An 11,851-nucleotide genomic window follows, 5' to 3' on the forward strand; every position below is an offset into this window, starting at 1 on the left:
AGATGCAGAACCACGCGACTGAAACTCCACCCATCGCCCGCGACCAGGCCGTTCTGTCGCTCCATGATGTGAGCTTTGCGATCGATGGGCGCAACCTGCTGCACCCTCTGACGTTGGAGATCCCGGTCGGGCATTCCATCGCGCTGATCGGCCATAATGGTTCCGGCAAATCGACGCTGCTCAAGCTGATCGGGCGACAGCTCGCGCCGACCACTGGGCGTATCGATTTCGAGGGAAAGCCGCTTGCTGGCTGGGGAACGCGGGCCTTCGCCCGGCGGCTCGGCTATCTGCCGCAGAATACGCCGCCAGCACCCGGCATGCTGGCACGGGAACTGATCGCACTTGGCCGCTATCCCTGGCACGGCGCGCTCGGCCGCTTCGGGGCGGCCGACAAGGCGAAGGTCGAAGAGGCGATCGAGGTCACCGGCATCGAGCCGTTTGTCACCCGGGAGGTCGACAGTCTGTCGGGCGGGGAACGCCAGCGCGTTTGGCTTGCCATGCTCGTCGCCCAGGATGCCACCTGCCTGCTGCTCGACGAGCCGATCTCCGCCCTCGACATCGGCCACCAGCTCGAGGTGCTGGCACTGACCCGCGACCTCTGCCGGGACAAGGGCATCACCATCATCTCGGTACTGCACGAGATCAATATGGCCGCGCGTTTCTGCGACCGCATCGTGGCGCTCCATTCCGGCCGCCTTATCGCGGAGGGCACGCCTTCCGACATCATGACGCCGGAAGAACTGGCGCGGATTTACGACGTGCAGATGGATGTTCTGGAACAGCCCGTCAGCGGACGCCGCGTCGCGCTGGCGCGGTAGGCCATGCCACGAATCTGGCCGATAGTCCGACCGAGCGCGTACTGAACAGAGGTCCCGTTTGCTCGAACGGCGAGGACGGGCTTCGCCGTCCCAAGCGATCAAGAGCCACAGATCCCAATAACAACCCGGCATTTGGCACCAAGGCGCCTGACCCGCAATTGACATGAGTCAATGCGGCAGCCTCGTCCTTCGGGCCTATTCCCGGTTGTGTTTGAGTGGTCGCGGGATATTCTCGCGGTCCGTTTTGATGGTGGGACGCTGAAATGGAAAAAGCCCGGAAGAATTGGCTCCTGGTTGGTCTGGTCATTCTGGCGCTCGCGGGCGGCTACTATGCCTGGCAGAACATGGATCGCAATGCGCTACCCGCCGGGATCGCGAGCGGCAACGGACGCATAGAAGCAGTTGAGATCGATATCTCGACCAAGACGGCAGGCAGGATCAAGGAAATCCTGGTGGATGAGGGCGATTTCGTCACTGCCGGCCAGGTGCTCGCCCAGATGGACACCGTGCAATTGGAAGCGCACAAGCGGCAGGCCGAAGCGCAGCAGCAGCGTGCGATCATCAGCGTCGAAGCGGCGAAGAACCTGGTCACGCAGCGCGAAGCGGAAAAGGCCGCGGCCGAGGCTGTCCTCGCGCAGCGGCGCGCACAACTGGACGCTGCCGAGCGGCGGCTCGCCCGGTCCGAGCAACTCGTGAAGACGAGCACCGTTTCGCAACAGGTGCTCGACGACGACAGGGCCACCGCCGAGGGCGCGCGCGCTGCCGCCAGCGCCGCGGAAGCATCGCTCGCCGCGTCAAATGCGGCGATCAATTCGGCGAAGTCCCAGGTCGTCGATGCCGAAGCCTCGGTCGAGGCGGCCAAGGCGTCGGTCGAAAGCATCATCGCCGACATCAACGACAGCACCCTGGTCTCGCCGCGCGACGGCCGTATTCAGTATCGTGTGGTCCAGCCGGGCGAAGTGCTGGCGGCCGGCGGCCGCGTGCTTAATCTCGTCGATCTCGGCGATGTCTACATGACGTTCTTCCTGCCGACGGATCAGGCCGGACGCCTCTCGATCGGCAGCGAGGTCCGGCTGGTGCTGGACGCAGCACCTCAATACATCATCCCCGCCAAGGTCTCCTATGTCGCCGATGTCGCCCAGTTCACGCCGAAGACGGTGGAGACGGCCGAAGAACGGCAGAAGCTGACCTTCCGCATCAAGGCGCAAATTCCGAAGGAACTCCTGAAGAAATACATCCGCATGGTGAAAACCGGTCTTCCGGGCGTCGCCTATGTGAAAGTCGATCCGAATGCAGAGTGGCCGGCGAGCCAGACCGGCACGCTGGTGCAGTGATGGCAGCCCCTGATCGGGCCGGCCTGCGGCCGGCAGAGCCCGTGGTTCGTCTGAGCGCCGTCACGCTTTCCTATGGCAAGACGAAGGCGCTGGATGACGTGACGCTCGACATACCCCCTGGCTGCATGGCCGGGCTGATCGGGCCCGACGGTGTTGGGAAATCGAGCCTGCTGTCTCTCGTCGCCGGCGCACGCGCCGTACAGGTGGGGCGCGTCGAGGTGCTTGGCGGCGACATTGCCGATGCCGGCCATCGGCGCCGGACCTGCCCGCGTATTGCCTACATGCCGCAGGGTCTTGGGAAGAACCTCTATCCAACCCTTTCCGTCTTCGAGAACGTCGATTTCTTCGGCCGGCTCTTCGGCCACGATCGCGAGGAGCGCGAGAGGCGGATTGCCAGCCTGCTCGAAAGCACCGGGCTTGCCCCTTTCGCCGACCGTCCGGCGGGCAAGCTCTCCGGCGGCATGAAACAGAAGCTCGGGCTTTGCTGCGCGCTGATCCACGATCCCGATCTCCTGATCCTCGACGAGCCGACGACCGGCGTGGACCCTTTGTCACGACGGCAGTTCTGGGAACTGATCGATGAGATCCGCACTGAGCGGCCGGGCATGAGCGTCATCGTGGCAACCGCCTATATGGAGGAAGCGGCCCGTTTCGATTGGCTGGTCGCGATGGATGCGGGCCGGGTGCTGGCCACGGGCACGCCCGAACAACTGCTTGAAAAGACCGGCGTCGACACGCTTGACGCCGCCTTCATCGCGCTGCTTCCCGAGGAACTCAGGCGCGAGCACCACGACGTCGTCATTCCGCCGCGTCCGGAAGGGGTGGGCGGCGACATCGCCATCGAGGCCAACAACCTCACCATGCGCTTCGGCGATTTCGTCGCCGTCGACAATGTCAGCTTCCGCATCGGCCGCGGCGAGATCTTCGGCTTCCTCGGCTCCAACGGCTGCGGCAAGACGACGACGATGAAGATGCTGACGGGCCTGCTTGCCGCCAGCGAAGGGACGGCCAAACTCTTTGGCCGCGAGGTCGACCCGCGTGACATGGAGGTGCGCCACCGCGTCGGTTACATGTCGCAGGCCTTCTCGCTCTATACCGAGCTCACGGTTCTGCAGAACCTCGAGCTGCATGCCAAGCTGTTCGGCATGGCGGCGGACAGCATTCCCAAACGGATCGAGGAACTGGCGAAGCGCTTCGATCTCTCGGATGTGATGGAGGCCTTGCCGGACGCCTTGCCGCTCGGCGTGCGCCAACGGCTCTCGCTTGCGGTCGCGCTGATCCATTCACCCGATATCCTCATCCTCGATGAACCGACGTCCGGCGTCGATCCCGTGGCGCGCGACAGTTTCTGGCAGATCCTCGTCGATCTCTCCCGCAACGATCAGGTGACGATCTTCATCTCCACCCACTTCATGAACGAGGCGATGCGCTGCGATCGCATGTCGCTGATGCATGCGGGCAAGGTGCTCGTCAGCGATACGCCGGCCGGCATCATGAAAAGCCGGTCCGCCTCGACGCTGGAGGAGGCCTTCATCGCCTATCTGGAAGAGGCGATCGCCGGGGCAAAGCAGCCGGCGCCCGCCGTGGTCAGGGCTAAGGCGCCGTTGGAGCCGGTCGCCGAACGATCGGCCGAGACCAAACGGCCTCCGAAGTCAGGGTTTTTCGACGTCGGGCGGATGTTCAGCTATACCCGCCGCGAAGCGCTGGAACTGGTGCGCGATCCCATCCGCGCGACGCTTGCCACGATCGGCACGGTCATCCTGATGTTCGTCATCGGCTACGGCATCAACATGGACGTCGAGGATTTGACCTTCGCAGTGCTTGACCGCGACCAGACGACGACGAGCCGCGACTACATTCTCGAAATCGCCGGTTCGCGCTACTTCATCGAGAAGGATCCGATCACCGACTATGCCGATCTCGACCGGCGCATGCGCAACGGCGAACTGAGCCTGGCAATCGAGATCCCGCCGGGCTTTGCCCGCGATGCGGCGCGCGGCGATACGGTTGAAATTGCCGCCTGGATCGACGGTGCGATGGCGAGCCGTGCCGAAACGGTCAAGGGTTATGTGCAGGGACTGCACGCCCATTGGCTGACCGGAAAGATCCGCGAACGCTATGGGGCGGCTGCGACCACCGGCAGCTTCAAGATCGAGACGCGTTTCCGCTACAACCCTGATGTCAAGAGCATCGTTGCGATGGTGCCGGCGGTCATCCCGCTCCTGCTGATGCTGATCCCGGCGATGCTCTCGGCGCTCAGCGTCGTACGCGAGAAGGAGCTGGGGTCGATCGTCAATCTCTATGTCTCGCCGGTGACGCGGCTCGAATTCCTGATCGGTAAACAGATCCCTTATGTTGCCCTGGCGATGCTCAATTTCGTGCTGCTGACGGCATTCGCGATCTTCGTCTTTCGAGTGCCGTTTACCGGCAGTCTGCTCGCCTGGACGGCCGCGGGGCTGATCTACGTTTCGGCGGCAACGGCCATGGGGCTCGTCATCTCGACCTTCATGTCGAGCCAGATCGCTGCGATCTTCGGCACGGCGATCCTGACCCTCATTCCCGCAATCCAGTATTCCGGGATGATCGATCCGGTCTCCTCGCTCGAAGGGGCGGGTGCCTTCATCGGCCAGATCTACCCGACCACACATTTCATGACGATCGCCCGCGGCACCTTTTCCAAGGCTCTGGGCTTCGGTGATCTCGGTGGCGCCTTCGTGCCGATGCTGATCGCCGTGCCCGTGCTGCTCGCGATCGGCACGCTATCCCTCAAGAAACAGGCGAGGTAACGATGCGCCTGTCCCATATCTACCATCTCGGCATCAAGGAACTCTGGGGGCTCTGGCGCGATCCGATCCTGCTGATCCTGATCGTCTATTCCTTCACGCTCTCGGTCTATACCGGCTCGACCGCAATGCCGGAAACGCTGAACCGTGCGGCAATCGCCATCGTCGACGAGGACCGCTCGCCGGTTTCGACGCGGATCTCGACGGCTTTCTATCCGCCCTATTTCGTGCCGCCGCAGATGATCACGCCGGCGGAAATGGACCGCCGCATGGACCAGGGGCTCGAGACCTTCGCGCTCGATATCCCGCCGAATTTCCAGACGGATCTGCTGGCCGGTCGCTCGCCGACCATCCAGCTCAATGTCGACGCGACGCGCATGAGCCAGGCCTTTTCCGGCAACGGCTACATCCAGCAGATCGTCACCGGCGAGGTCGCGGGCTTCCTTGACCGACACCGCAGCGAGCAGAAACTGCCGGTCGATCTGGTTCTGCGTGCCCGCTTCAATGCGGAGCTCAACAAGGGCTGGTTCGGCGCAGTCATGAACGTCATCACCAACATCACCATCCTGTCGATCGTGCTCACGGGTGCCGCCCTCATCCGCGAGCGCGAGCACGGGACGGTAGAACACCTCCTGGTCATGCCCGTGACCCCGTTCGAAATCATGGTCAGCAAGGTCTGGTCGATGGGGCTCGTGGTGCTGCTCGCCTCGGCGGTCTCGCTGATCGTCGTCGTCAAGGGCGCGCTTGCGGTTCCGGTGCAGGGCTCGTTCGCGCTGTTCCTGCTGGCAACGGCCCTGCAGCTCTTTGCGACCACCTCCATGGGCATCCTGCTTGCCACGATTGCCGGCTCCATGCCGCAGTTCGGTCTGCTGCTGATGCTTGTGCTCTTGCCGCTACAGGCCCTGTCCGGGGGAATGACGCCGCGCGAAAGCATGCCCGAGTTCATCCAGAACATCATGCTGGCAGCCCCAAATACCCACTTCGTCATTCTGGCGCAGGCGGTTCTCTTTCGCGATGCCGGTCTGGACGTAGTCTGGCCGCAGCTTCTTGCCTTGCTGCTGATCGGCGCCATCCTCTTCGCCTTTGCCATGCGGCGCTTCCGGGCTTTCCTGAAGTAGGCCTGCCAGGTGTGGCTGATCGGCAAGCGTGCCGCCGGCCGATCAGGGCCTGGTCGGAGAAACGCTATTTTTTGCACCACGCAAGGCGTCAGGCGGGAATGAATTTTCCGTCGTAGCGCACGCGAAAATTCCGGCGTTGGGCGTCTTCCTGGAAGCAGACAAACACCAGTTCGAGATCGTGCGTGCTGCTGCGTCTGCCAAGCAGGCTCAACGTGATCACGATGACGCCGCCATAGGTGCGCGTCAGATTGATGGCGGCGCGCCGGATTTCATTGGTTCCGGCATCGTCCCGGTCTTCGCGCCGCTCGTATACCTGCCAGAAACGCGCGCTTTCCCAGGCCGATCGCAATGCTTCGGTTATCTCAGCCTTGAACTCGTCCACCGACCTGCCCTTGCTCCATGAAACGGTCCGCTCGGTGTGATCGCCAAAGATATCGAGATAGCCGTCATAATCATCCGGGTCGGAAAAACACCGCTCGATCATTCCGAATGCCACGTCGTCGGAAATTGCTGCCTTAAAGAAAATCGTCATCGAATCGCAATCCTGCCTTGAGCGCCTATGTTGTCAAAGCGTCCGCGGCGTATCCAGCCCCTCGGCGTCTGATCGCTGCCGCGCGAACAACTATCGTCTCGCTGCAATGGCTTAGGCGGGCCGATCGCATCGCTCCGGCAGCCGATTCCGCGTCCATGATCGTTGCCTTATATTCAGGCTCCATGCTATCTTTGGTTTCATTATTGACTGACGCAACTTTCAATTCTCTTTCGCCATCCCGCGCACGATCGCATCAATGGATGCGAAAGAACTGTTTGTTTTGATAGGCATATTTGCAGAATGAAATTTGCGGGGGGCCGCGCACCACGCTGATGCGAAAAGGGATCGGGCGAGATCCCTGGACCGCCGGCGCAGGGACAGTCGGGAGAGGGACAGTTTTTTGATCGGCATGGCATTTCCACGAGAAGTTTTCTCGCGTTCAGTGGTCATTGTCTGTCTGTTGGTTGGGCTCCTGGCCTCGGCCGCGACGGTTCGAGCGGCGCCGGCCGGCGGCGCTGACATGCAGTTCTTCGTGGTTCGCAGCGGTCAGCCAGGGTGCGAGCCAACCTGTCCGGAGTGGATATCGGCGGAGGGGACGATCGTTCGCGAAAGCCCGGCGCAGTTCAAGAAGCTGCTCAAAACCATCGGCAAGCGCCGCCTGCCGGTCGTGGTGACGTCACCTGGGGGAGACGTCGACGCTGCGCTGGCGCTAGGGCGGCTCATCAGAGCGCGAAGGCTTGAAGTGGCGGTCGGCAAAACCCGCTTCATCGGTTGCCAGCCGCAGCAGAAGGATTGCCGCGAAAACGACGGCAAGGGCGCCCGCTATATCGGTATCGCCTATTCGGGCGGAGCCTACTGCAATTCGGCCTGTCCGCTGATGTTCGCCGGCGGAACCCGCCGAGTGGCCGGGCACTGGGCCTATCTCGGCGTTCACCAGATCACCACTGTCTTCGTTCAGACCCAGACGCGGTATCGGGAGGAGTACCGTATCGTCAACGGCAAGAAGAAGGTGACCAGCAAGAAGGTCGTCAGCCGCAAGAATGTCGGCAGCCGCAAGATCTACGAGATGACCAGGGCGCAGGAGCGCGAGTTGACCGCCTACCTCGCGGAAATGGGCATCGGCCGCACGGTTATCGATCTGATGAAGATCACGCCCGCCTCCGATATGCGCAAGATCGAACCCGTCGCGATGACCGAGATGAAATTGATCACGCAGCTGGGCGGGGTCGAATTGCTGACCTCGGTCGAGACCTGCAGAACGGTACCGGCGTCCGCCAATTGTCGGGTTTTCGTCATGTCGGACCTGAAGCGTTAGGCTGGAGATAGGGATGTCAGGAGGGAGTTTCCCTGTACGCAGGGTCTTGGCGAGCCTTCGGCGGGCGGCGCTGCTGATGTGTCTGGCGACGCCAGGCCTATCGATCCAACAGCCGGCAATGGCGGCAGAACAGCAGATGCGGTTCGTCGTCGTACGCTCGAACCAATCCGGTTGCGAGCCGACATGTCCGGAATGGATTTCCGCCGAAGGCGTCATCGGTGCGAAGACGCCGGCGTTGCTGAAGGCGACCTTGAAGGTGCTCGCAGGCAGAAAGCTGCCGCTGGTCCTTACCTCTTCCGGCGGGGATGCTGCCGCCGCCATGGCAATCGGACGCCTCGTCCGCAAGAACAAGCTGAGCGTGGCGGTGGGCACGACCAATTTTGTCGGATGCCAGCGCGATCAAGAGAATTGCACGGCGAACGACGACAGAGGCGCTGACTTTGTCGGCGAGGCGGCTTCGCGCGGAGCATGCATGGAAGCTTGCGCCCTGATCCTTGCGTCCGGCACTCGAAGGCTCGCGGGCGAGGAAACGATAATCGGCGGCATTCCGATGGTGACCGGAAACGAAGCCAGCAGCAAAAAGCTGGCGGCCTACTACGATGAAATGGGCGTGCGCTACCAGACGCTGGCGGAGGGCCAGCGCGATGCGGATGGCAATCCCGGTTTTTGGCAATTGTTCAAGGCACTTCTGCTGACGAACACGCTGGCCGTGGACCAACTCGTCGATGCGCAGATTTGCAAAGGCACGCCTGCGCCCGACAATTGCCGGGTCTTCACCACGATGGATCTGGAGTAGCTGCGCTCGGGGCCAAATATTTGTCGGCCAGTCTCGGCCGTTGATCCGTCTCCCGCCAAGATCCCCAAGCGGCGCATGCGGTCCTTCATGCAGGCAAGGAGCGATGGTGGGTTGAGGTGGCAGCAAGCAATGGCTATGTGGTGCGCTCCGTATTCAACGAACCATAAGGCCAATCGGGATGATCCCAGAGTTTCTCGTTACCCATTCCGGTGGCTTTCATGCCGACGAACTGTTGTCCACCGTCATTCTCACGCGGCTGTTCCCGCAGGCGCGTCTGATCCGCAGCCGGGCTGCGGAATGGATCAGGCCCGGTGCAGACCGTATCGTTTACGATGTGGGTGGCCAGTATGACCCTGCTGCCGGCATCTTCGATCATCACCAGCGCGGCGCGCCGTTAAGAGAAGACGGCCAGCCCTACAGTTCGTTCGGGCTGATCTGGAAGCACTATGGCCGCGACTATCTCGCCGCTTCAGGCGTTCCTGAAGACCATATCGAGGCGGTCCATGCGGCCTTTGACGCACGCTTCGTGCTTCCAGTCGACCTGGTGGACAATGGCGCGCTCGACCCTTCCGTCGCCGGACCGCTCGCAGGGCTCACCCTGCCGGCGCTTTTGGAAACCTTGAAGCCGGTGTTCGACGAGGCCGGCCAGGAGGCTGACGATCGCGGCTTTCAGGCGGCCCTGGCGATTGCTCGTACGCTCGTCGAGGCCGGCGTAGCGCAGCGCTTCGCCAAGCTCAGAGCCGAGGCACTTGTCCTTCAGCAAATCGCTAGAGCCGGGGATGGTCGCGTTCTCGAGCTGCCGATGGGCATGCCCTTCCGTCCGGCCGTCGTGAAGGCCGGCGCCGATCACCTGTTGTTCGTCGTTCACCCGCGCGACAAAGACTGGTGCCTGACGGGCATCCGCAAGGCAGATGAGGGCTTTGAGCTTCGCGCAGATCTGCCCGCCGCCTGGGCCGGCCTGACCAACGGCGAATTGGAAGCGGCTTGCGGGGTCGCGGGCGCAAGCTTCTGCCACAATGGCCGCTTCATCGCGGCTGCCGCAACGCGCGAAGCTGCCCTTGCCATGGCCGAGCTGGCCGTCGCGGAGGCTATTTCGCCCGCAATGGAAACCAAGGCGTAGGCCAGGGGATGTCCCGCGTCGGGCACCTTCGCCTGTTCCGGCCTTAGCCGGAAGCGGCGGCGTCATGGTCCGACCGTGGCGCGGTGGGTCGCTGAAGCAGCTTCGCGTTAACTCTTGGTGAGGCGGTACCCGCAGTCCTGATGAAATCGACGAAGGCGCGTAGCGCCGCCGGCATTTGCCGTCGGCTGGGGTAGTATAGATAGAGGCCGCCGTAGTAGGGGCACCAGTCCTCGAGCACCCGAACAAGTTTCTCTTCGTCTATCAGCGACAGCACCTGATCCTCGAAGGTGAAGGTCACGCCGGCGCCCGCAAGGGCAGCGTCCACCATCATGTCCTGGTCGTCGACGATCAGGGGGCCGCTCACTTCGACCTGAAGTTCCACGCCGCCGCGCTCAAACTCCCATGCGTAAAGCCGGCCGCTGCCGAAGCGCAGTCCGACACAGGGGAGTTCCCTCAGGTGATCGGGAGCGGTCGGTTTTGGAAAGCGCTCGAAGAAGGAAGGCGTTGCCACAATTGCGGTGCGCTGGCGCGGCCCGATCGGGACGGCAATCATGTCCTGCGCGATGACCTCGCCGAAACGAACGCCGGCGTCGAAACCCTCCGATACCATGTCGACGAGGTCGTTGTCGGTGACGATCTCGATGCTGATTTTCGGGTAGGCTTCGAGAAAACGCGCGACCAATGGCAGAAGCACCATCTTCGCGGAGGCGCGCGCCGCATTGAGTTTCAAGCGCCCGACAGGTGCGCCCCGGAAGTTGTTGAGGTCGTCAAGCGCATCCTCGATGTCGCGGAAGGCGGGTGCGACGCGCGCGAGCAGAAGTTCGCCCGCTTCCGTCAGCGCGACGCTGCGGGTCGTTCGGTTGAAGAGGCGAAGATCAAGCCGTTCTTCAAGCGCCTTCAGGGCATGACTGAGCGCCGATGGCGTGCAGCCGATCTCGTCGGCGGCGCGGCGGAAGCTTCGGTGCCGGGCCAAAGCCAGGAAGGAGGACAGGTCGGAAGGCGATACGGTTCTCATTGATGAATCTTACTCATCAGCTCAAGGAGAATCCAGTCGATTATCTCAGCAGATGGAGCGCGGTAAAACCTTCTCAGCCGCCGACGATGGAGCGGCGAAACAAACAGGAGGTTCACATGCATACATGGTTCGTTACCGGGGCATCCCGTGGATTTGGCGCCCTCATTGTGGAAAAGGCACTCGCCAAGGGCGATCAGGTCGTCGCGACGGCGCGCAATCCGAAGGCGATCGCCGAGCGTTTCGGCGAGCAACCCAACCTTCTGGCCGTAGCGCTCGATGTTACCGACGAGTCCCAGGCGCATCAGGCGGTCGGGCAGGCGATCGCCCGCTTTGGCCGGATCGATGTTCTGGTCAACAATGCCGGCTACGGACTGCTCGGTGCGGTCGAAGAGGCAAGCGGTGCCGAGATCGAGGCCCTGTATCGCACCAACGTCTTCGGCCTGCTGGCCGTCACCCGTGCCGTGCTGCCGCACATGCGCCGCCAGCGTTCGGGACGCATCCTGAACTTCTCGTCGATCGGCGGCTATCGCAGCGGCCCTGGCTTCGGGGTCTATTGCTCGACGAAGTTTGCCGTTGAAGGCCTGACCGAAGCGCTCGCAGCAGAGCTTGCCCCGCTCGGTATCCATGCGACGGCGATCGAACCCGGTTACTTCCGCACCGACTTTCTCGACTCGACCTCACTCGGCATCAGCCCGATCGAGATCGAGGACTATGCCGAGACGGCCGGCTTCGTTCGCAGCAAGGCGAAGGAGATCAGCCATAACCAGCCGGGCAATCCCGACAGGCTGGCAGAGGTCTTGATCTCGTTCGCTGATGCCGAAAATCCGCCGGTGCGGTTGCCGCTTGGCAGCGACACGGTGGCCGCGATCGAAGCCAAGCACGCATCGGACGCAGAAATCCTTGCCCAATGGCGTGCCGTGTCCCTCTCGACCGACTTTGAACCGGCCGCATAAGCGTCGAGGAGCGGCGGTCGACCGTTCCCTCAGAGGCCCCGCCATCGTGCGGGGCCTTCTCGTTGGC

10 protein-coding genes are annotated in these 11,851 nt (G+C 62.7%); 8 read left to right on the plus strand and 2 right to left on the minus strand.

The genetic code is table 11. The annotated features are described in order from the left end of the window. Positions 1 to 2 precede the first annotated feature (2 nt). From ACTJKM_RS07950 to ACTJKM_RS07965, 4 genes are all read left to right on the plus strand, one after another. A complete protein-coding gene (locus ACTJKM_RS07950; RefSeq protein ID WP_440660161.1) occupies positions 3 to 818 on the plus strand; it encodes an ATP-binding cassette domain-containing protein in 816 nt (271 codons plus the stop codon). A 263-nt stretch (positions 819 to 1,081) separates the two neighbouring features. Then, positions 1,082 to 2,152, plus strand: coding sequence for an HlyD family secretion protein (locus ACTJKM_RS07955; protein ID WP_057255274.1), 1,071 nt, complete (start codon positions 1,082 to 1,084; stop codon positions 2,150 to 2,152). After that, positions 2,152 to 4,938, plus strand: a complete 2,787-nt coding sequence (gene rbbA, locus ACTJKM_RS07960; protein ID WP_113512124.1) for a ribosome-associated ATPase/putative transporter RbbA — start codon at positions 2,152 to 2,154, stop codon at positions 4,936 to 4,938. The genes ACTJKM_RS07955 and rbbA overlap by 1 nt, the downstream gene beginning before the upstream one ends. Positions 4,939 to 4,940: 2 nt before the next feature. Next, entirely contained in the window at positions 4,941 to 6,053 is a 1,113-nt protein-coding gene (locus tag ACTJKM_RS07965; RefSeq protein WP_058330047.1) for an ABC transporter permease, read from the plus strand. A gap of 88 nt (positions 6,054 to 6,141) precedes the next feature. On the opposite strand, the gene ACTJKM_RS07970 is transcribed toward ACTJKM_RS07965, so the two are convergent. Next, positions 6,142 to 6,585, minus strand: a complete 444-nt coding sequence (locus ACTJKM_RS07970) for a hypothetical protein (RefSeq protein WP_057255277.1) — start codon at positions 6,583 to 6,585, stop codon at positions 6,142 to 6,144. A gap of 520 nt (positions 6,586 to 7,105) precedes the next feature. On the opposite strand from ACTJKM_RS07970, the gene ACTJKM_RS07975 reads away from it, so the two are divergent. The 3 genes from ACTJKM_RS07975 (at position 7,106) to ACTJKM_RS07985 (ending at position 9,816) form a co-directional block, all read left to right on the plus strand. Then, positions 7,106 to 7,900: a hypothetical protein gene (locus ACTJKM_RS07975; RefSeq protein WP_440660164.1), complete on the plus strand. Its 795-nt coding sequence runs from the start codon at positions 7,106 to 7,108 to the stop codon at positions 7,898 to 7,900. 235 nt (positions 7,901 to 8,135) lie between these two features. Beyond that, positions 8,136 to 8,696, plus strand: a complete 561-nt coding sequence (locus ACTJKM_RS07980; protein WP_156437208.1) for a hypothetical protein — start codon at positions 8,136 to 8,138, stop codon at positions 8,694 to 8,696. A gap of 178 nt (positions 8,697 to 8,874) precedes the next feature. Continuing rightward, positions 8,875 to 9,816: an MYG1 family protein gene (locus tag ACTJKM_RS07985; protein WP_058330044.1), complete on the plus strand. Its 942-nt coding sequence runs from the start codon at positions 8,875 to 8,877 to the stop codon at positions 9,814 to 9,816. A gap of 43 nt (positions 9,817 to 9,859) precedes the next feature. On the opposite strand, the gene ACTJKM_RS07990 is transcribed toward ACTJKM_RS07985, so the two are convergent. Then, complete coding sequence (locus ACTJKM_RS07990) at positions 9,860 to 10,831, minus strand: LysR family transcriptional regulator (RefSeq protein ID WP_063893443.1); 972 nt, start codon at positions 10,829 to 10,831, stop codon at positions 9,860 to 9,862. Positions 10,832 to 10,947: 116 nt separating this feature from the next. Here ACTJKM_RS07990 and ACTJKM_RS07995 point away from each other — a divergent pair, with 116 nt between their 5' ends. Further along, positions 10,948 to 11,784, plus strand: coding sequence for an oxidoreductase (locus ACTJKM_RS07995; protein ID WP_058330144.1), 837 nt, complete (start codon positions 10,948 to 10,950; stop codon positions 11,782 to 11,784). The last annotated feature ends 67 nt before the right edge of the window (positions 11,785 to 11,851 follow it).

Source organism: Ensifer sp. 22460 (assembly GCF_052044935.1).
Lineage (GTDB): Bacteria > Pseudomonadota > Alphaproteobacteria > Rhizobiales > Rhizobiaceae > Ensifer.